The organism is Neptunomonas sp. XY-337 (assembly GCF_004959845.1).
In the GTDB taxonomy this organism is placed as follows: domain Bacteria; phylum Pseudomonadota; class Gammaproteobacteria; order Pseudomonadales; family Balneatricaceae; genus Neptunomonas; species Neptunomonas marina.
The window spans coordinates 32,689-50,682 of record NZ_SPLL01000009.1 but is presented as its reverse complement, the minus strand read 5'-3'; the positions used below and the strand labels follow the sequence as shown (position 1 = coordinate 50,682).

The window sequence follows — 17,994 nt, the reverse complement described above, 5'->3', positions numbered from 1 at the left end:
CTGTTACGGGGGAGATATGCAAAGCGAACAGGTTGAGATCTACCAATTTCTGAGTACGATCGCTCCGTTTAGTTTGCTCTCAGCCGCCTCGCTCGAAGAGGTGGTTGGGTCTGTAGAGATCGGTTATTTCAAAGCCGGAACGCAGATTCTCTCCCTAGGTGATGCGATCAATGATCTTTGCTGTGTGCGCAGCGGGGCGGTCGAGGTCTTTCGGAAAAATGGTGAGTTATACAATCGGCTAAGCCAAGGCGGCGTGTTTGGCTATCAGGGGTTGTTGGTGAATCGCCATGTGCGCTACCCAGTCTGTGCCTTAGAGGATACATTGATCTACTACATCTCCGGCGCGGTGTTCCGTGAGATGCTTGATCGTGAGGAGGAGTTTGCCGACTTTTTCGCGGTTGAAGATAGCACCCGGTTGCTGCAGGTTGTCTCGCGGCAGGAGAAAAGTAGCCCCCTGATGACCTCTAAAGTGAGTAGCTTGATTGGCCGTGAGCCGGTTACGTTGCTTAGCAGTGCGAGCGTGCAGCAAGCCGCACAGCTGATGTGTGAAGAGCAGGTCTCGTCGTTGTTAGTGTTAGAGCCGGTTACCGATGACGCAGATGATGACCAGCTAGTCCCTGACTTAGAGGCCGGTCCACATTATATCCGCGGTATTCTAACCGATCGTGATCTGCGTGAGCGCATCATTGCGCAGGGACTAAGTTATGAAACGGCCATTGATGAGGTGATGTCACAGAGCGTGGTCACCATCAATAGTGATGACTTCGTGTTTGAGGCGATGATGACGATGTTGCGGTCTCACGTCTACCACCTACCTGTACTCAAAAAAGGCCGTCCACTGGGTGTGATTAATCTGGCGGATATTGTTCGCCACGAATCCCAAAGCAGTCTCTTTATCGTGAGTAATATTCTGCACCAAACCACGTTGGAGGGGTTGGTTGCGTTACGTGATGAAGTCAACAGTAGTTTTGTACGCTTAGTTAATGAAGATGCAAACTCGCAGATGATCGGTACTGCCATGGCGATTATCGGGCGGACTTTCAAGCAACGGTTGATTGAACTGGCGATCGAAACGCTGGGCGAGCCACCGATTGAGTTCTGCTTTTTAGCGCTCGGCTCCATGGCACGCGATGAGCAACTGATTGTGACCGATCAGGATAACGCGCTGATTCTTGATAATAGCTATGACCCCCAACAACATGATTCGTACTTTGAGCAGCTAGCTGAATACGTATGCCACGGGTTAGCGGCGTGTGGCTATGCGCTGTGTACCGGTGGCATTATGGCTACAAACCCCGTTTGGCGTATGACGCAAGCGGAGTGGGAAGTGCGCTTTTGTGACTGGATCGATAATCCGACGCCGCGCTCATTGTTGGATAGCTCTATTTTCTTCGATCTTGATGGGGTTTATGGCCGAACCGAATGGGCCGATCAGCTGAATTCGCTGGTCGCGCGGCGTGCGAAGCGCAGCCAGCGCTTTCTGGCCAGTATGGCGCGCAATGCACTGTTACGCACACCACCATTGGGATTCTTCCGCACGTTTGTGTTGGAGCAGGATGGCGAGCATAAAAACTCTATCAATCTAAAGCGCCGCGGAACCGCGCCGCTAGTGGATCTTATTCGTGTCCACGCTTTGGCCATTGGGTCTTCGTCGCGCAATTCGTTTGAGCGCTTGGACGATATTGTTGAGGCAAATATTCTGCCTCCCGGACGCGGTGAAGATATCAAGGGAGCACTGGAGTTTATCGCCTTGGTACGCATTCGCCATCAAAAGCTAGATTTAGAGAAAGAAATTCCACCTGATAACAATATTGAGCCGGAGAACCTATCAAACTTCGAGCGGCGTAATCTCAAAGATGCCTTTCAAATTGTTAGCGATGCGCAAAAGTACCTGACGTTCCGTTACCAGCCAAACCGAGCCAATTAGGACGATGTTATATCGCAGTTTGAAAGATACTACGCCCGTTGCGCCGCGTTTAGATTGGCCGGCGATCTATCAGCGGCAAGCGGATGCGGCACAGGATCGTCGGCTAAAGCGCTTTTTTCAAGCGGGTTTACCGGCGCCAGATAGTAAGCTGGCCGAGCTAGAGTTTGTTGCTTTGGATTTAGAAACAACAGGCTTATCGGTTGAAGTAGATGATATTGTCAGTGTGGGTATGGTGCCGTTTACGTTGCAGCGAATACGTTGCAGCGCCTCACGGAATTGGGTGGTACGCCCGCGTACACCTTTGCAGGAGGAGGCGATTGTTATCCATGGCATTACGCACTCAGAAGTGCGCCAAGCACCGCGGCTTGGGTCGATTATTGGCGAAGTGCTGGATGCGCTAGAGGGCAAAGTTGCTATTGTCCATTGCAAGAGTGTGGAGCAGCAGTTTCTTGGTGCTGCGCTTGAGCGCTTAACTGGGCAGCGCTTACTGTTTCCAGTGATTGATACGATGGCTCAGGAACGGGTCATCTGTGCCAAGCGCCCTGTTAGTTGGTGGCAAGCGATATGGGGTCGCAAGCCACTGTCACTGCGTTTACCCGACTGTCGACAGCGTTATCATCTTCCCCATTACACGGCTCATCACGCGACCCTAGATGCAGTAGCTGCTGCTGAGCTCTTTATTGCGCAAGTGCAGCACCACATCGGTGATGAAGCGCTGCTACGTGACCTCTGGGAATAGCGCTGAAAGGGATTTTCTCGTGTAATCATACGCTTGTATTTGGCCGCGCTGCTGTGCATCATGGAGTGAAAACAACAGGGTGTATGTTAGTGCATGATGAAAGAGTGGGTTGACGCAGAAACGATTACGATTGTAGTCACAGGTGGTGATAGCCAAGTTGCACAAGACTTAGTGGCTTTGGCTGCCAAAGATAAGCATTTTAAGCTGATTGCACTGGATCAAGCCAAGCTGGATATCACGCAACCTGAAACGGTACGTCGCGTGATCGATGAGCTGATGCCTGACTACCTCATCAATACCGCTGCTTTTAATCGTGTTGATGCCGCGGAGCAAAACCCTGAACTGTGCTATCGCGTTAACCGTGATGGGGTAAAGAACCTCGCGGATATCTGCGGTGAGCTGTCCATCCCGCTTATTCACCTCTCCACTGATCACGTTTTTGATGGCCACTATGCCAGCGGTTATGCCGAAGGTGATGATGTTTCCCCACTCGGTGTTTTTGGTGACAGTAAATATCAGGGCGAGCAACTGATTCGCCAGTTTTGCTCGCGTCATATTATTTTGCGTGTGAGCTGGGTCTTTAGTGATCGAGGTGATAACCATCTATTACGAACATTGACCAAAGCACGGACAGCATCAGAGATTGAAGCGGCGGATGATCGGCAGGGTTGTCCTACCTCTTCAGCGGATGTGGCGCGAGTCATTTTAGCGATGATTCAGCAGCTTCAAAATGGTGCTGATTCCTGGGGAACCTATCACTACTGCGGCGCTGAAGTCACCACGCGATATCGCTTCACGGAGGCGATTTTAGCGGCTGCACGCCAGTATGAAGCACTGCGCGCTGAAAAGATTGTACCGGTCTCGAAAACCGAGCTTAACTCCGAGGCGGAGCGGCCTGCGTCGTCGGTACTGAAGTGTAAAAAGATTTTGGCGCATTTTGGCATCCGGCAGCGCCCTTGGCGTAATGAGTTGCCCGCAGTGATGCGGGCAATTTATCAGCCAGATGAGGCAACCGCTTTGCAGGACAAAGCTAGTTAAGCCCAAGGTGTCGCTGAGTGTGTGATCGCAACCGCTAAAATATATCCAACAACGGCAAGTGCAGCGATAAAGGCGAGTGTGCGCACAGTTTTTGTCTTACCGCGGCGCAGTGCTATAACGCCAAGACCGATATAGGCGAACAGCGCGATGAGTTTAGCGGTGACCCAATCTGCTTGAAATGGATATTGGCTCAAGGTAATGGTTAGGCCAATAGCGCTCACTAGCAGTATCGTATCGATTACATGGGGAAGGATGCGAAATACTTTTTTTGAGATCCATTGGGCGTTATGCAGCATGCCGATTCCGCGGCTCACAAAGAGCAACAGACTTAAGCCGACTGCGGTCAAGTGAAGATGCTTAAGCATCGGGTAGAGTTCAGCCATAACATAGACTCCTATTAAGGTTTTGCGTATTAAACGCGCAACCTATTAGGTGTGCAAGTCAGATAAGGAGAGAGTCATGGGTTACTCGGGTCAGCACGCGTTGATGCCGGTGGCAGAGGCGCTTACGCAAATTCTTGCCAGTGCACCAGCGGCACCAGAAACAGAAACGGTTTATCTCGAGCAGGCTGTTGCTCGTGTGCTGGCTGAGTCTCCGACCTCGCCTGTGGCTGTCCCACCGGCTGATAATAGCAGTATGGATGGCTATGCCGTCAGTAGCCAAGACTGCCAAAACCCAGCGACGACAGTGCCTATATCGCAACGTATACCGGCCGGTAGTGCGCCATTGCCGCTTGAGCCAGGCACGGCCGCCCGTATTTTTACGGGGGCTGAAATGCCAGCAGGAGCTGACGCTGTTGTGATCCAAGAGAATGCCACTGAGGCAGATGGGCACGTAGCGTTCAGTGGCCCGATCAGTGCTGGCAGCAATGTGCGTCCCAAAGGGCAAGATATCGCACTGGGTGCAGAGGTCGTATATAAAGGGCGCCGGTTACAGCCTGCCGATATTGGTTTGCTTGCCTCCACAGGGATCGATAGCGTGCGAGTTTATCGGCCAATTAAAGTTGCGATCATCTCAACAGGAGACGAGTTGGTTGAGCCAGGTTCATCGTTAGGTGCTGGTAAAATTTATAACTCCAACCGTTTTGTCTTAACCACATTGCTGGCTAAGCTGGGCTGCGAGGTCGTGAATATTGGCCGCGTTCAAGATGATCTTGCGGCGACGACGGATGCGCTGGAGCGCGCGGCAGAGCAGGCTGACTGTATCCTCAGTACTGGGGGTGTTTCCGTGGGAGAGGAAGACTACGTCAAAGCTGCTGTTGAAGCGTTGGGCGCGTTGCAGCTGTGGCGTATGCGCATCAAACCCGGTAAGCCGCTGGCATTTGGTCATGTAAAGCAGATACCTTTCTTCGGCCTACCTGGGAACCCTGCCTCCAGTCTCATCACGTTTACGCTTTTCGTGCGGCCCTTTTTACTGAAAATGCAGGGGGCGCATATAGAGCCTCCGCTGCGTCTATCCGTTGCGGCGGGTTTTGAGCGCAGCAGTGCCGGCTCGCGTGAGGAGTATATGCGAGCACGTTATGAAAACGGTGTCGTTAATATCCACCAAAACCAAAGCTCCGGTATGCTGTCTTCAGCGTCTTGGGCGAATGGGCTTGTGGTGGTTTATCCCCATCAGACGGTGGCAATGGGAGATCTAGTTGAATTTATTCCGTTTTCTGAGCTTCTCAATTAATCTGCGTAGAGCTATTGGGTAGATGCAGGTAAAATAGCGGTTTTTTCCAGCTTGGCCGACTTCATGACCGACACTGTAAATACTGATCCCTATAAAGAGATTCGCCCCTACAACGACTCTGAGGTAGAGCAGGTGTTAAATAACCTGCTTTATGATGATGAGCTTATCAGTGCGATAGCGCAATATCAGTTCCCGTCGCTGCCTAAGTGGTTAGTGAAGTGGCTAAAGCCTGTTGTGCGTATCGCCCTAGCGCGTGAGTTTGGCGATATCCAGAGTATTCAGCAGTTTCAGGCGACTGTTGCCAAGTACATGGCCAAGATGATCGCTCGCTCCACCACCAAGCTCAGTTGCACTGGGGTTGAAGAGCTTGATCCTGATGAGGCTTACCTGTTTATCTCCAACCATCGTGATATCGCGATGGATCCTGCATTCGTGAACTGGGTACTGTATCAGTGCAAGATGAACACGGTACGCATTGCGATTGGCGATAACCTGCTGAGTAAGCCCTACGTATCTGATCTGATGCGTTTAAATAAAAGTTTCATTGTGAATCGCTCGGCCAAAGGACGCGAGATGATGACCGCGGTGACTCAGTTATCCTCTTACATTAACCACAGTATTGAACAGGGCGACTCGATCTGGATTGCCCAGCGTGAAGGCCGCGCGAAGGATGGTAATGATCGCACTGATCCAGCGTTGCTAAAGATGCTCTATATGAGCCAGCGCAAAAAGGGCAGTTTTGCTGATGTGGTGAAGAAGCTCAATATTGTGCCGGTTTCGATCGCATATGAGTACGACCCCTGTGATCGCGCTAAGGCGCGCGAGCTGGCCTCTCTTGAGGAGACGGGAGCTTACGAAAAAGCGCAGCATGAAGACATCAATAGTATCGTGAAAGGCATTACCGGCTTTAAGGGGGCAGTTCACGTGCACTTTGGTGAGGTGATTACTGAGTCGTTCGAAACGCCAGAGGCGTTGGCAGAGGCGATTGATCGGCAGATTCATGCTAACTATCACCTCCATGTTAGTAATCAGCTGGCGGCAGGTGTTGATAACACGAGTACAGATGAGCAAGCGGAGCAATTTAAGAACCGTTTGGAAGGTCTCTCGGAACGTGAAGCTGAGATCTTAAAGCAGATGTATGCTTATCCGGTCATCAATCAGCAAAAGGCGAACAGCTAAATGGCAAAGCTAACCCACATTGATGATCACGGCCAAGCTCAGATGGTAGATGTCTCTGAGAAAGCTGTGACGACGCGTGAAGCGCGTGCAAAAGCGACCGTGGCAATGAAGCCTGAGACGCTAAAACTGATTCTAGAGGGTGGGCACAAGAAGGGTGATGTACTCTCGGTTGCGCGCATCGCGGGTATTCAAGCGGCAAAGCGGACGAGTGATTTGATCCCTCTATGTCACCCACTCATGCTCAGCAAAGTGAGCATCGAGTTTGAAGCTGACGAGAAAAATGCACAGGTGCATATTGTGAGCTTCTGCCGCCTTGCCGGCCAAACCGGTGTTGAGATGGAGGCGCTGACAGCAGCATCGGTGAGTGCGCTGACGCTCTATGATATGTGTAAAGCGGTTGATAAAGGCATGGTGATTAAAGCCGTACAGTTATTGGAAAAGCGTGGCGGTAAAAGCGGTGACTGGCAGGCTGATGAGGTGTCAGCATGATTCAGCTAGTTTTTTTTGCGAGCGTGCGTGAGCAGTTAGGCCGCAGTAAATATCAGGTAGCGCATTGCGGTGGAATAACGGTTGATGAGCTGTTAACGCTAGTGGCTCAGGAGCTTGGTGAGAACGCCGCCAATCTGTTCGCTGATGCCAATCTGCTGGTGGCTATCAATCAGGAGATGGCAGCGCGCACCGATAAGGTTAATGACAGTGATGAAGTGGCGGTCTTTCCGCCAGTGACAGGTGGATAGAATGAACACATTACGCGCAGGGCTTTACTACATTGGCTTCTATGTGGCGACAATCATCTACAGCTCGCTCGCCATGCTAATTGCGCCGCTGTTCTCATTCCGGCAGCGCTTTTACCTTATCACGGGCATCAACTTCTTTTATATTCACTGGCTGCGCATCTGCTGTGGCGTAAAAGTGAATATCGAGGGGCGTGAAAACCTACCTAAAGAGGGTGCGTTTGTGGCAATCGCCAACCACCAAAGTGAGTGGGAGACAATCTACTTTCAAATTTTGATTCGCCCGCAGTGTATCGTATTAAAAAAAGAGTTATTGAAAATTCCTTTCTTCGGCTGGGCGTTGGGTCTATTGAACCCTATTGCGATTGACCGTAGCCAGCGCCGTGGCGCGTTAAAGCAACTGTTGGGACAGGGCAAAGCCCGCTTGGAAGAGGGCATTCCGGTGTCGATCTTTCCACAAGGTACCCGCCTGCCAGTTGGAGAGCGTGGTAAGTTTAACAAAGGTGGTGCAATGCTGGCGGCCAGTGCGGGTGTTCCGGTGGTGCCGATCGTACATGATGCAGGAAAGTATTGGCCGGGTAAGAGCTTTGCGAAAACGCCGGGTACGATCACTTTGCGTATCGGTAAGCCTGTGGCGTCACAAGACCGCACAGTCGATGAGATTCACCAAGAGTCTGTGGGCTGGTTATTGGCGCAGATGGATGAGCTGGAGGGTGTTAGCTCGGTCGATACTGCAGCATAAAATCTCTAGATATAAAAAAACCGCCTATTGGCGGTTTTTTTGTTTTAGCCCATAGGCTCCGTTTTGGCGGGAGGCTATGGGCTGGCGTGCGTTTAGTCAGCCATACGCTGGAATACCAGCGTCGAGTTTGTACCGCCGAAGCCGAAGCTGTTGCTCATGACGCGGTTGAGCTCTACGCCATCCTTACGCTCTGTTACAACAGGCAGGTTCGCAGCTTCTGGGTCGATCTCATCGATGTTTGCTGATGCACAGATGAAGTTGTTCTCCATCATAAGCAAGCTGTAGATCGCTTCTTGAACGCCTGTTGCACCCAAAGAGTGGCCCGTTAGCGACTTGGTGGAGCTAACCGCTGGCATTTCTGTGCCAAACAGTTCGCGCATCGCTTTCAGCTCTTGGATATCACCTGCTGGCGTTGAAGTACCGTGAGAGTTGATGTAGTCGATATCACCATCAACCGTACTCATCGCTTGCTTCATGCAGCGTACCGCACCTTCGCCAGAGGGTGCCACCATGTCGTAGCCATCAGACGTTGCACCATAGCCCACGAGCTCTGCGTAGATTTTTGCGCCGCGCGCTTTGGCATGTTCATAGTCTTCGATAACCAACATGCCTGCGCCACCTGCGATAACGAAACCATCGCGGTTAGCATCGTACGCACGTGATGCTTTTTCTGGCGTATCGTTATATTTGCTCGATAGAGCACCCATCGCGTCAAACATAACCGTCAAAGACCAGTGCAGCTCTTCACCACCGCCGGCAAAAATAATGTCTTGTTTGCCAAGCTGGATCTGCTCCATCGCGTTTCCAATGCAGTGTGCGCTGGTGGCACATGCAGACGTGATCGAGTAGTTAACGCCTTTGATCTTGAAAGGTGTTGCCAAACAAGCAGATACGGTACTGCCCATGGTGCGTGTAACACGATAAGGGCCAACGCGACGAACGCCTTTATCACGCAAGATATCAGCGCTTTCAACGATATCTGCAGACGAGGCACCACCAGAACCTGCGATTAGGCCGGTGCGCTCATTAGATACTTGCTCTTCTGTCAGTCCTGCATCTGCAATGGCTTGTTCCATTGCTAGGTAGGAATACGCAGCAGCGTTACCCATAAAGCGGCGCAGTTTTCGGTCGATTTTTGACTCAAGGTCAATATCGATGCTGCCTGCAACATGGCTACGGAAACCAAGTTCTTTGTACTCTTCTTGGAATTTAATACCAGAACGCCCCTCTTTAAGAGACTCAAGTACTGTTTCTTTGTCGTTTCCTAGGCAGGATACGATGCCCATACCTGTGACTACAACGCGTCGCATAAATATTATCTCCTGTCGCTCGGATCTTATTATTCTGTATATCGTGAGAAGCCTTGCTCTTTGGTGTGCAAGGCTCGCTGATTAGAAGTTGTCAGTTGATGTGAACAGACCGACACGTAGATCCTTTGCTGTGTAAATCTCGCGTCCGTCAACAGAGACGGAGCCATCTGCAATGCCCATAACTAGCTTGCGTTCAATCACGCGCTTAAGCTCGATATGGTAGGTAACTTTCTTGGCTGTTGGCAGAATCTGACCGGTGAATTTAACTTCACCTGAGCCGAGTGCACGGCCACGGCCTTTGTTGCCGCGCCAGCCGAGGTAAAAGCCAACGATCTGCCACATGGCGTCGAGGCCCAAGCAGCCAGGCATAACTGGGTCTGTTGGGAAATGGCACTCGAAGAACCACAGGTCCGGATGAATATCCAGCTCCGCAATAATCTCACCTTTGCCAAACTGGCCGCCATCTTCGGTGATCTTGATAATGCGGTCCATCATTAACATGTTGCCAACTGGCAGGCGAGCATTGCCAGGGCCAAACATTTCGCCATACCCGCATTTCAACAGGTCTTCACGTTCGAAAGAGGATGCTTTAGTCATACGAAACTGTCTATCCAAAAAAATTTTAGTCAAAATATCCGGTGATTATACCGGTTTGCGGCGAACGAAGCACGATCTGAGTCAGGTTAATTGACCAAAGGTGCACGCGCACGAGAGAAGAGGAGAGGATATGGAGCACGACTTTTGGCATCAGCGTTGGGAACAAGGGCGCATTGGCTTTCATCAGGGAGGCATTAACCCTTACCTTAGAGAGCATTGGTCTGAGCTGGCGCTTGATAAAGGCAGTAAGGTGTTTGTGCCGTTATGTGGTAAGTCGTTAGATATGCTGTGGCTGCAAGAGCAGGGCTATGGTGTGTTGGGGTGTGAGCTAAGTGAGGCGGCCTGTCGAGCGTTCTTTGCTGAAAATATGCGAGTGCCCGAGCTCACTCAGCAAGATATCGGGCCGGTGTTCTCCAGCGATAACATCACGCTTTTAGCTGCGGATATTTTTACCCTTGAGGCGGCACATCTGGCCGATGTCGCTGCAGTATACGACCGTGCGGCGTTGATTGCGTTGCCAAAGACCATGCGAAAAGACTATGCGCAGCTGCTGATAGATCGGTTGCCACTCGGTTGTCAGTTGTTGCTGGTGACATTGGAGTTTGACGCCGATGCGGGTCCACCGTTCTCTGTGCCGCAGCGTGAGGTTGAGGCGCTGTTTAGTGGCCGCTTCATGGTCGAGCGTTTGGCGGAGGTGGCGCTAAGTGGTGAACGTGATGCCGGACGCGTTGAAGTGGTATATCGGCTAACGGAGGCACGTAGCGCTATTTAAGCGCTACGTTTTACCGCGATGTGAGCCAGTTGCTCGAGCGTCGCTTTAAATGATGAGTCTGGTAGCGCGGATAGCGCAGCTATCGCTTGATCTGCTTGAGCTTGGGCAGCGTTTTGCGTGTATTCGATCGCGCCGGTGTCCGTTACGATCTGCATGATGGGGTCTAGGTCTTCGAGACCGCCTTTGCGAATGGCTTGGCGAATCAATTGGCGACCTTCGCCATCTGCTTGTTTCATCGCTTGGATGAGGGGCAGTGTTGGCTTGCCCTCTGCAAGGTCGTCACCGACGTTCTTGCCCATCTCTTCGGCGCTGGACAGGTAGTCCATCACATCATCGATTAACTGGAATGCAATGCCCAAATGGCGACCGTATAGCTGCAAGGCCGTGCGTTGCTCTGGTGTCGCACCTGCTAAGATAGCTCCCACCTCGGTGGCTGCTTCAAACAGCATGGCCGTTTTGCCGATAATCACCTGCATATAGGCTTCTTCGGTGGTGTCTGGGTTTTTGCAGTTAAGCAGCTGTAATACTTCACCTTCAGCAATGACATTGGTTGCGTTGGATATCACCTGCATGATCGCCATGTCACCAATGTCTACCATCACCTGGAAAGAGCGAGAGTAGAGGAAGTCACCTACCAATACGCTTGGTGCGTTACCCCATTTTGCATTTGCGGTATCTTTGCCGCGGCGCATATCGGAGTTATCAACGACATCGTCATGCAAAAGTGTTGCCGTGTGGATAAACTCAATCACAGCGGCGAGGGAGATATGTTGCTCTCCTTTGTATCCGCAAGCGTTGGCAGCTAGCAGCACCAACAGTGGTCGTAAGCGCTTACCGCCCCCTTCGACTATATAGTGTCCAATCTTCTCTACCAGCGGCACATTGGAGCCTAAGTGATTGATTATATAGTCATTGACAGCGTCAAATTGTGGTTCGATGAGCGGATTTAACTGGTGTGGTTGCATGGGACAACTTTAGCTGAATGGATGATGTATAGCGCGAATGCTAGGTGTTGCAGCATGGGGTGTCAAGAAACAGTGACAGCATCAATAAGTGTGCTTGTTTTGATCGATTGCTTTCTGTACAATGCTCGGCCCTAAGCGTGTCCAAAACCGCTCCCTATTATATGGGTTCCCCATTAGAAGTAGGCTTTATTTTTAGTAGCTGGGCACGCGTAAAACTGGAGAATAGCATGTTTGCAGTAATCGTAAGCGGTGGTAAACAGTACCGCGTACAAGAAGGTCAAACACTGAAGCTGGAAAAGCTGGGTGTTGAAGCGGGCTCTACTATTGAGTTCGATCGTGTCCTAATGGTTGGTAACGGCGACGACGTTAAAGTTGGTCTGCCTGTTGTTGATGGCGCGAAAGTAACAGCTGAGGTGGTTGATCACGGTCGTGCTGATAAAGTAACGATCATCAAGTTCCGTCGCCGCAAGCACAGCATGAAACGTCAGGGCCACCGTCAGTGGTTTACTGAAGTTAAGATCACTGGAATCAGCGCGTAAGCGTTTGATTGAATCAGGAGATAGGTAATGGCTCATAAGAAAGCTGGTGGTTCTACTCGTAACGGTCGCGACTCCCAATCGAAGCGCTTAGGTGTTAAGCGCTACGGTGGTCAAGTTGTGTCTGCAGGTAGCATTATCGTTCGTCAGCGCGGTACTAAGTTCCACGCAGGCAACAATGTAGGTTTGGGTAAAGACCACACGCTGTTTGCTAAGTCAGACGGTGTTGTGAAGTTTGAAGTAAAAGGCCCTAAAAACCGCAAATACGTCAGCATCGTATCTGCATAAGGCAGGTCTTCGTTGCTGAAAAAAGCTCCGCCTTGCGGGGCTTTTTTTGTTTCTGATATTTGCGTGCGCTAAGTTAAGATCTAGGGCTCTTGGGAGGTGAAAAATGAAATTTGTTGATGAAGCGACGATATCGGTTGAAGCGGGCAAAGGTGGTAATGGCTGCCTGAGCTTTCGTCGAGAGAAGTATGTTCCCAAGGGTGGTCCGGATGGCGGCGATGGTGGTGACGGCGGTTCCATCTACTTGGAAGCAGATTCAGGGTTAAACACCTTGATTGATTATCGCTACACGCGCCGTTATAAAGCGCAGAATGGTGAAGGCGGTATGGGGCGTAACTGTACCGGCTCAAAGGGTGAAGATCTTATTCTGAAGGTGCCGGTGGGCACCACGGTGATAGATATCGACACCAATGAAGTCCTAATGGATTTAACTGAAGTTGGTCAGCGCGAAAAAGTGGCGCAAGGCGGTTTTCACGGGTTGGGTAATACACGCTTTAAAAGCAGTGTGAACCGAGCGCCGCGCCAGACGACTAACGGCTCTGCAGGTGAGCTGCGTAACCTTAAACTCGAGCTCAAAGTGCTTGCGGATGTCGGTTTGCTGGGGTTGCCAAATGCGGGTAAGTCGACGTTTGTGCGCGCGGTATCTGCAGCAACGCCAAAGGTGGCTAACTATCCATTTACAACACTGGTGCCTAGTTTGGGGGTTGTGCGTACCGAGCGTAACCGCAGTTTTGTGGTTGCTGATATCCCGGGCATCATCGAAGGTGCTGCAGAGGGTGCGGGCCTTGGTATTCGCTTCTTGAAGCATTTGGCGCGTAACCGTGTCTTGCTACATCTTGTGGATATGGCGCCGTGGGATGAGGTGACACCAGCGCAGGCAGCGGCTGTGGCTGTTGAAGAGTTGGCGAAATTTAGCCAAACGTTGGCTGATCAGCCGCGTTGGTTGGTGCTAAATAAAATCGATATGGTGCCTGCCGAAGAGCTCGAAGAGCGCTGTCAGGCTGTTGTAGATGCATTGCAGTGGCAAGGGCCGGTGTATCGTATTGCGGCGATTAGTGGTGAGGGTACTCAGCCTTTGGTTGGTGATCTGCAGAACTTCTTGGATGAGCGTGCTCAGGCGTTTGCGGATGATCCAGAGTTGCAAGAACAAGAGAACGAAGTGCGTGCCATGATTGATGCAGAGGCGCGGCTACATATCGAGCGCTTGCGTGCAGAGATGCGTGCGCGTAAAGAGGCGGCTGAAGATGACGACGACTTCGATGACGATGATTACGATGTCGATGTTGAGTATGTGCGGTAGATAGAGGGAGTTGTTGTGGCTGCAGGTCGTGACAAGTTAAAGCGTGCCCGTCGTTGGGTGGTAAAGATTGGTAGTGCGCTGCTGACCAATGATGGTCAGGGTTTGGATGTGGCTGCGATCGAACGTTGGGTCGATCAGTTGGCTGAGCTCAAACGGGATGGTGTAGAGCTAGTGCTGGTGTCATCAGGTGCCGTTGCTGAAGGGATGACGCGTCTTGGATGGACGAATCGGCCCGAAGACTTGGGTCGTCTTCAAGCTGCGGCTGCGGTTGGTCAGATGGGTTTGGTGCAAGCTTACGAAGCCAATTTTAGTCGCCATGGTATGCAAACTGCGCAGGTGTTGTTGACGAATGATGACCACAAGGTGCGTAGTCGTTATCTGAATGCGCGTTCTGCGCTGCGTATCCTGTTGGATATGGGTGTTGTCCCTGTTGTGAACGAGAACGATACCGTGGCGACGGATGAGTTTCGCTTTGGCGACAATGATACGCTGGCTGCGTTGGTGGCTAATCTCGTGGAAGCGGATGGCGTAATCTTGTTAACGGATCAGCAGGGTTTGTTTACCGCTGATCCGCGGACTGACAAAAGTGCCACATTGATCTCCGAGGCGCGCGCTGAAGATGAGGCGATCGTGGCAGTTGCTGGCGGTGGTGGAAAGCTGGGGCGCGGTGGTATGGCGACGAAGGTGCGGGCTGCTAGGCTGGCTGCGCGCTCAGGTGCTGTCACCATTATCGCCAGTGGTCGAGAGGATGATGTGCTCTTGCGTGTGCGTCGTGGCGAGCAGGTGGGTACGCTCTTAACGCCAGAGCGCTCACCCATGGCTGCGCGGAAGCAGTGGATCGCAGGGCATTTGCAAGCGCGTGGCACGCTGGTGCTTGATGCAGGGGCTGTGAAGGCGCTGCAAGAGCGTGGTAAAAGTCTACTGCCCGCGGGTGTGATCGGTTTGAGTGGTGACTTTACGCGGGGTGAGATGGTGCTGATGGCAGATGAGTCGGGCAATGTGATTGCGCGCGGGCTGGTGAATTACAGTGCTGAAGAGTCATCAAAGCTGATGGGTCACCCGAGTGCAGACATTGGTGCGTTGCTGGGCTATGTTAGCGAGGAAGAGTTAGTGCATCGTGATAATTTGGTGTTAGCGTAACGCCAAATTATGGACATAAAAAAACCGGCTGATGCCGGTTTTTTTTATAAGCAATAGCTTATGCCATTGCTTTGATGCTTGCGTTCATGCGGCTCTTAGTGCGGGCAACTTTGTTCTTAGGGAAGATGCCTTTGTTCACTGAAGAGTCCATGATTGGCTGAGCAGCTTTGAAAGCTTCTGCAGCAGCAGCTTTGTCACCGCTTTCGATGGCAGCAGCAACTTTCTTCATGTATGTGCGAACCATGGAGCGGAGGCTAGCGTTATGCTGACGACGCTTTTCCGCCTGGCGAGCACGTTTACGGGATCCTGCGGAGTTAGCCACGATCCGGCTCCTTATATAGTCAAGTTAAAAAGTATCCAGCACATGTTGTACTAGATTTGGAGGGCGAAATTATTCATATTTTCTGTACAGGTGTCAATAAAAAAGCAAGAAATTTTCTAGGTAAAGGATTAACATGCGCGCAGCAATAACGAAGGGACGTTGAGAGTGGATAAAGATGTAGCAGCCCAGCAGAAGGTGCCAAGCCTGTTGCGCTCGAGTGGTGTTGTGGGTGTGATGACGATGCTGTCGCGTATTTTGGGGTTGGTGCGTGATGTCGTCATTGCCAACTTCTTTGGTGCGAGTGATAGCGCGGATGCTTTTTTCGTTGCCTTTAAGATCCCTAACTTCTTGCGTCGCCTTTTTGCAGAGGGCGCCTTTTCTCAGGCGTTTGTGCCAGTTCTATCCGAGTATCGTGAACGGCGTGCGTTTGCTGATGTACAGCACCTTGTTGGCAGCGTGGCTGGAACGTTGGGTGTGGTGCTATTGGTGGTAACACTGCTGGCGATTTGGGGGGCTCCGGTGGTTACTACGCTCTTTGCACCCGGTTTCTCAGATCAGCCTGCGAAGTTTGCGTTGGCTGCGCAGATGCTTCAGATCACCTTTCCCTATCTGATGTTGATCTCTCTAACGGCATTTGCTGGCGCCATTCTAAATAGCTATGGGCGTTTTGCAGTGCCTGCGGTTACCCCCGTGTTATTGAATATTAGCTTGATCGCATCGGCATACTTTTTAGCTCCGCTCTTTGATGAGCCAGTTGTGGGACTGGCTTGGGGTGTGCTGATGGCGGGTGCGTTGCAGTTGGCGTTTCAACTGCCCTTCTTGCGCCACTTAAAGCTGCTGCCTAAGCCTGTTTGGGGCTGGCGCGATGAAGGCGTGCAGCGCATATTGAAATTAATGTTACCTGCGATGTTTGGTGTTTCTGTGGCGCAGATTAACTTGTTGCTTGATACCGTACTGGCATCGTTTCTGCAAAGCGGCAGCGTCTCTTGGCTCTATTACTCGGATCGCTTGTCAGAGCTACCACTAGGCGTGTTTGGTATCGCCATCTCTACCGTGATTTTGCCAAGCCTCTCACGCAAGCATGCGAATGCGTCAGCAGATGCATTCGCTCGTACCCTAGATTGGGCGTTTCGCATGGTGTTGCTGATCGGTTTGCCTTCCGCTCTGGCGCTTATTTTACTAGCAGAGCCGCTACTGATTACGCTGTTTAAGTATGGGGCCTTAACTGAGCGTGATATCGCGATGGCCGCGATGAGCTTACGCGCGTATGGCTGTGGTTTGCTTGCGTTCATGCTGATCAAAGTTTTGGCACCCGGATATTTTTCGCGCCAAGATACGAAAACGCCGGTCAAAATAGCGGTGCAGGCGATGGCTGCAAACATGGTATTTAATCTTGTTTTGATCTGGCCGCTGCAGCATGTTGGGTTGGCACTGGCAACCAGCTTGTCTGCTTTTTTGAACGCTGGGTTATTGTTGCGTGGGTTGTTGAAAGAGGGCGTTTTCGTTTGGCAGCCCGGGTGGGGTTTGCTGATTGGCCGCCTGATGCTTGCGCTAACTGTTCTGGCCGGTTTGATTCTCTGGTTAACACCGGCTGAGGGTGATTGGTTCGCGGGGGATGTCTGGTGGCGAGCTATGACAATGCTGCTGGTTGTAGTAGCTGGTGTGGTCGGATATTTCGGTACGCTGCTCTTAACGGGGATGCGAATCCGCGATTTTCGCGCTGAGTAGCCGTTTTGGGTACTCGTTGTATGTTATCTGAGCTATAATCGCGCGTTTATTTTCCAAGCTTTTGAGATCCATGGAACTGATTCGCGGACTGCATAACCTCAGAGAAAAGCATCGTGGCTGTGTTGCAACTATCGGTAACTTCGATGGTGTGCATCAGGGGCACTTGCGCGTTCTTGCGCAAGTTAAAGCTAAAGCTGCTGAGCTGGGCTTGCCGACAACGGTCATCATATTTGAACCGCAGCCGCGTGAGTTCTTCGGAGGGGAGAATGTACCGCCACGCCTGACCCGCTTTCGCGAAAAAGTGGAACTGCTGCAAGCTCAGGGTATTGATCGTGTGGTTTGCCTTGGCTTCAATAAAACGCTGCGGAGTATGTCTGCAGCAGCTTTCGTCGATCAATTGCTGCTCGAAGGCTTGGCCGTCAAGCATTTCGTGGTGGGCGATGACTTCCGTTTTGGCTGTGATCGCTCTGGTGACTACGACATGCTCAAAGAGGTGGGTAAGCAACGAGGGTTTTCGGTTGCGAACACTGAAACTTACCTGATTGATGATGAGCGAGTCAGTAGCACTCGTGTGCGTAATGTATTGCTAGACAATAACTTCGCACAAGCGCAACGATTGCTAGGGCGCCCTTATTGCATTAGCGGACGCGTGATGCATGGCCAAAAGCTAGGGCGGCAGTTGGGTGTCCCAACGGCGAACATCCGTATGCACAAATATGCTGCACCCTTGCATGGCGTATATGCCGTCACGGTTCACCATCAAGATCAACTGCTTGGCAACGGCGTTGCTAACATAGGCATGCGCCCGACGGTATCGGGTACGCAGCCGGTGCTGGAAGTGCACCTTTTAGACTATTGTGGCGACCTCTATGGCACGCTGCTCAGGGTAGAATTCAAAACATTTTTAAGAGCCGAGCAAAAGTTCGATGGGCTGGCTGCTCTTAAAGAACAAATTTCGAGTGACATTGAGGCTGCGAGAAGCTTTTTTGCACACTAACTAAACGTG

20 protein-coding genes are annotated in these 17,994 nt (G+C 51.5%); 15 read left to right on the top strand and 5 right to left on the bottom strand.

Annotated features, from left to right (window positions below; genetic code table 11):
* Nucleotides 1-16: 16 nt before the first annotated feature.
* The 3 genes from E4L36_RS17065 to rfbD all read left to right on the top strand — a co-directional run bounded on the left by E4L36_RS17065 (nt 17) and on the right by rfbD (nt 3,704).
* Complete coding sequence (locus tag E4L36_RS17065; protein ID WP_136681597.1) at nt 17-1,927, top strand: putative nucleotidyltransferase substrate binding domain-containing protein; 1,911 nt, start codon at nt 17-19, stop codon at nt 1,925-1,927.
* Nucleotides 1,928-1,931: 4 nt separating this feature from the next.
* Entirely contained in the window at nt 1,932-2,666 is a 735-nt protein-coding gene (locus E4L36_RS17060; RefSeq protein WP_136681596.1) for a 3'-5' exonuclease, read from the top strand.
* Between the two features lie 93 nt (nt 2,667-2,759).
* Nucleotides 2,760-3,704, top strand: a complete 945-nt coding sequence (gene rfbD / locus E4L36_RS17055) for a dTDP-4-dehydrorhamnose reductase (protein WP_127695147.1) — start codon at nt 2,760-2,762, stop codon at nt 3,702-3,704.
* Here the strand turns inward: rfbD and E4L36_RS17050 are convergent.
* Nucleotides 3,701-4,087: a SirB2 family protein gene (locus E4L36_RS17050; protein WP_136681595.1), complete on the bottom strand. Its 387-nt coding sequence runs from the start codon at nt 4,085-4,087 to the stop codon at nt 3,701-3,703. The two genes, rfbD and E4L36_RS17050, sit on opposite strands and share 4 nt — an antisense overlap.
* Before the next feature lie 76 nt (nt 4,088-4,163).
* Between E4L36_RS17050 and glp the strand changes: the two genes are divergently transcribed.
* The 5 genes from glp to E4L36_RS17025 all read left to right on the top strand — a co-directional run bounded on the left by glp (nt 4,164) and on the right by E4L36_RS17025 (nt 8,033).
* Complete coding sequence (glp, locus tag E4L36_RS17045) at nt 4,164-5,378, top strand: gephyrin-like molybdotransferase Glp (RefSeq protein WP_206064609.1); 1,215 nt, start codon at nt 4,164-4,166, stop codon at nt 5,376-5,378.
* 63 nt (nt 5,379-5,441) lie between these two features.
* Nucleotides 5,442-6,557 (top strand): 1-acyl-sn-glycerol-3-phosphate acyltransferase, encoded by a 1,116-nt coding sequence (locus tag E4L36_RS17040; RefSeq protein WP_136681594.1) that lies wholly within the window; start codon nt 5,442-5,444, stop codon nt 6,555-6,557.
* Nucleotides 6,558-7,046: a cyclic pyranopterin monophosphate synthase MoaC gene (gene moaC, locus E4L36_RS17035; protein WP_136681593.1), complete on the top strand. Its 489-nt coding sequence runs from the start codon at nt 6,558-6,560 to the stop codon at nt 7,044-7,046.
* Nucleotides 7,043-7,294 carry a MoaD/ThiS family protein gene (locus tag E4L36_RS17030; RefSeq protein ID WP_136681592.1) on the top strand — a complete coding sequence of 84 codons (252 nt, stop codon included), beginning with the start codon at nt 7,043-7,045 and terminating at the stop codon, nt 7,292-7,294. Before moaC ends, E4L36_RS17030 begins: the two co-directional genes overlap by 4 nt.
* A 1-nt stretch (nt 7,295) precedes the next feature.
* The gene (locus tag E4L36_RS17025) at nt 7,296-8,033 is read left to right on the top strand and encodes a lysophospholipid acyltransferase family protein (RefSeq protein ID WP_136681591.1); all 738 of its coding nucleotides are present in this window, start codon (nt 7,296-7,298) and stop codon (nt 8,031-8,033) included.
* A 92-nt stretch (nt 8,034-8,125) separates the two neighbouring features.
* Here E4L36_RS17025 and fabB read toward each other — a convergent pair whose 3' ends face one another.
* Nucleotides 8,126-9,343, bottom strand: a complete 1,218-nt coding sequence (fabB, locus tag E4L36_RS17020; protein WP_136681590.1) for a beta-ketoacyl-ACP synthase I — start codon at nt 9,341-9,343, stop codon at nt 8,126-8,128.
* Nucleotides 9,344-9,424: 81 nt separating this feature from the next.
* Nucleotides 9,425-9,940, bottom strand: coding sequence for a bifunctional 3-hydroxydecanoyl-ACP dehydratase/trans-2-decenoyl-ACP isomerase (gene fabA, locus E4L36_RS17015; RefSeq protein ID WP_127695161.1), 516 nt, complete (start codon nt 9,938-9,940; stop codon nt 9,425-9,427).
* Between the two features lie 130 nt (nt 9,941-10,070).
* Here fabA and E4L36_RS17010 point away from each other — a divergent pair, with 130 nt between their 5' ends.
* Nucleotides 10,071-10,712: a thiopurine S-methyltransferase gene (locus tag E4L36_RS17010; protein WP_136681589.1), complete on the top strand. Its 642-nt coding sequence runs from the start codon at nt 10,071-10,073 to the stop codon at nt 10,710-10,712.
* On the opposite strand, the gene ispB is transcribed toward E4L36_RS17010, so the two are convergent.
* A complete protein-coding gene (gene ispB / locus E4L36_RS17005; RefSeq protein WP_136681588.1) occupies nt 10,709-11,677 on the bottom strand; it encodes an octaprenyl diphosphate synthase in 969 nt (322 codons plus the stop codon). The genes E4L36_RS17010 and ispB overlap by 4 nt on opposite strands.
* A gap of 227 nt (nt 11,678-11,904) precedes the next feature.
* Here ispB and rplU point away from each other — a divergent pair, with 227 nt between their 5' ends.
* From rplU to proB, 4 genes are all read left to right on the top strand, one after another.
* Nucleotides 11,905-12,216 carry a 50S ribosomal protein L21 gene (rplU, locus tag E4L36_RS17000; RefSeq protein WP_127695167.1) on the top strand — a complete coding sequence of 104 codons (312 nt, stop codon included), beginning with the start codon at nt 11,905-11,907 and terminating at the stop codon, nt 12,214-12,216.
* A 27-nt stretch (nt 12,217-12,243) separates the two neighbouring features.
* A complete protein-coding gene (gene rpmA, locus E4L36_RS16995; RefSeq protein WP_127695169.1) occupies nt 12,244-12,501 on the top strand; it encodes a 50S ribosomal protein L27 in 258 nt (85 codons plus the stop codon).
* Between the two features lie 103 nt (nt 12,502-12,604).
* Nucleotides 12,605-13,798, top strand: a complete 1,194-nt coding sequence (gene cgtA, locus E4L36_RS16990; RefSeq protein WP_136681587.1) for an Obg family GTPase CgtA — start codon at nt 12,605-12,607, stop codon at nt 13,796-13,798.
* Nucleotides 13,799-13,813: 15 nt separating this feature from the next.
* Entirely contained in the window at nt 13,814-14,938 is a 1,125-nt protein-coding gene (gene proB, locus E4L36_RS16985) for a glutamate 5-kinase (RefSeq protein ID WP_136681586.1), read from the top strand.
* Between the two features lie 58 nt (nt 14,939-14,996).
* Here the strand turns inward: proB and rpsT are convergent, their stop codons facing one another.
* Nucleotides 14,997-15,260: a 30S ribosomal protein S20 gene (gene rpsT / locus E4L36_RS16980; protein WP_127695175.1), complete on the bottom strand. Its 264-nt coding sequence runs from the start codon at nt 15,258-15,260 to the stop codon at nt 14,997-14,999.
* Nucleotides 15,261-15,425: 165 nt separating this feature from the next.
* Here rpsT and murJ point away from each other — a divergent pair, with 165 nt between their 5' ends.
* Nucleotides 15,426-16,988: a murein biosynthesis integral membrane protein MurJ gene (gene murJ / locus E4L36_RS16975; RefSeq protein ID WP_276317529.1), complete on the top strand. Its 1,563-nt coding sequence runs from the start codon at nt 15,426-15,428 to the stop codon at nt 16,986-16,988.
* A 70-nt stretch (nt 16,989-17,058) separates the two neighbouring features.
* Complete coding sequence (gene ribF, locus E4L36_RS16970) at nt 17,059-17,985, top strand: bifunctional riboflavin kinase/FAD synthetase (protein WP_136681585.1); 927 nt, start codon at nt 17,059-17,061, stop codon at nt 17,983-17,985.
* Nucleotides 17,986-17,994 lie beyond the last annotated feature (9 nt).

Excerpts from the sequence above, each read along its gene's own strand:
- fabB (WP_136681590.1), bottom strand. The coding sequence starts at position 9,343 with ATGCGACGCGTTGTAGTCACAGGTATGGGCATCGTATCCTGCCTAGGA.
- E4L36_RS17030 (WP_136681592.1), top strand. The coding sequence starts at position 7,043 with ATGATTCAGCTAGTTTTTTTTGCGAGCGTGCGTGAGCAGTTAGGCCGC.
- rpmA (WP_127695169.1), top strand. The coding sequence starts at position 12,244 with ATGGCTCATAAGAAAGCTGGTGGTTCTACTCGTAACGGTCGCGACTCC.
- rfbD (WP_127695147.1), top strand. The coding sequence starts at position 2,760 with ATGATGAAAGAGTGGGTTGACGCAGAAACGATTACGATTGTAGTCACA.
- E4L36_RS17050 (WP_136681595.1), bottom strand. The coding sequence starts at position 4,087 with ATGGCTGAACTCTACCCGATGCTTAAGCATCTTCACTTGACCGCAGTC.
- ribF (WP_136681585.1), top strand. The coding sequence starts at position 17,059 with ATGGAACTGATTCGCGGACTGCATAACCTCAGAGAAAAGCATCGTGGC.
- moaC (WP_136681593.1), top strand. The coding sequence starts at position 6,558 with ATGGCAAAGCTAACCCACATTGATGATCACGGCCAAGCTCAGATGGTA.
- glp (WP_206064609.1), top strand. The coding sequence starts at position 4,164 with ATGGGTTACTCGGGTCAGCACGCGTTGATGCCGGTGGCAGAGGCGCTT.
- cgtA (WP_136681587.1), top strand. The coding sequence starts at position 12,605 with ATGAAATTTGTTGATGAAGCGACGATATCGGTTGAAGCGGGCAAAGGT.
- ispB (WP_136681588.1), bottom strand. The coding sequence starts at position 11,677 with ATGCAACCACACCAGTTAAATCCGCTCATCGAACCACAATTTGACGCT.
- E4L36_RS17060 (WP_136681596.1), top strand. The coding sequence starts at position 1,932 with ATGTTATATCGCAGTTTGAAAGATACTACGCCCGTTGCGCCGCGTTTA.
- E4L36_RS17065 (WP_136681597.1), top strand. The coding sequence starts at position 17 with ATGCAAAGCGAACAGGTTGAGATCTACCAATTTCTGAGTACGATCGCT.
- E4L36_RS17025 (WP_136681591.1), top strand. The coding sequence starts at position 7,296 with ATGAACACATTACGCGCAGGGCTTTACTACATTGGCTTCTATGTGGCG.
- fabA (WP_127695161.1), bottom strand. The coding sequence starts at position 9,940 with ATGACTAAAGCATCCTCTTTCGAACGTGAAGACCTGTTGAAATGCGGG.
- E4L36_RS17010 (WP_136681589.1), top strand. The coding sequence starts at position 10,071 with ATGGAGCACGACTTTTGGCATCAGCGTTGGGAACAAGGGCGCATTGGC.
- rplU (WP_127695167.1), top strand. The coding sequence starts at position 11,905 with ATGTTTGCAGTAATCGTAAGCGGTGGTAAACAGTACCGCGTACAAGAA.
- E4L36_RS17040 (WP_136681594.1), top strand. The coding sequence starts at position 5,442 with ATGACCGACACTGTAAATACTGATCCCTATAAAGAGATTCGCCCCTAC.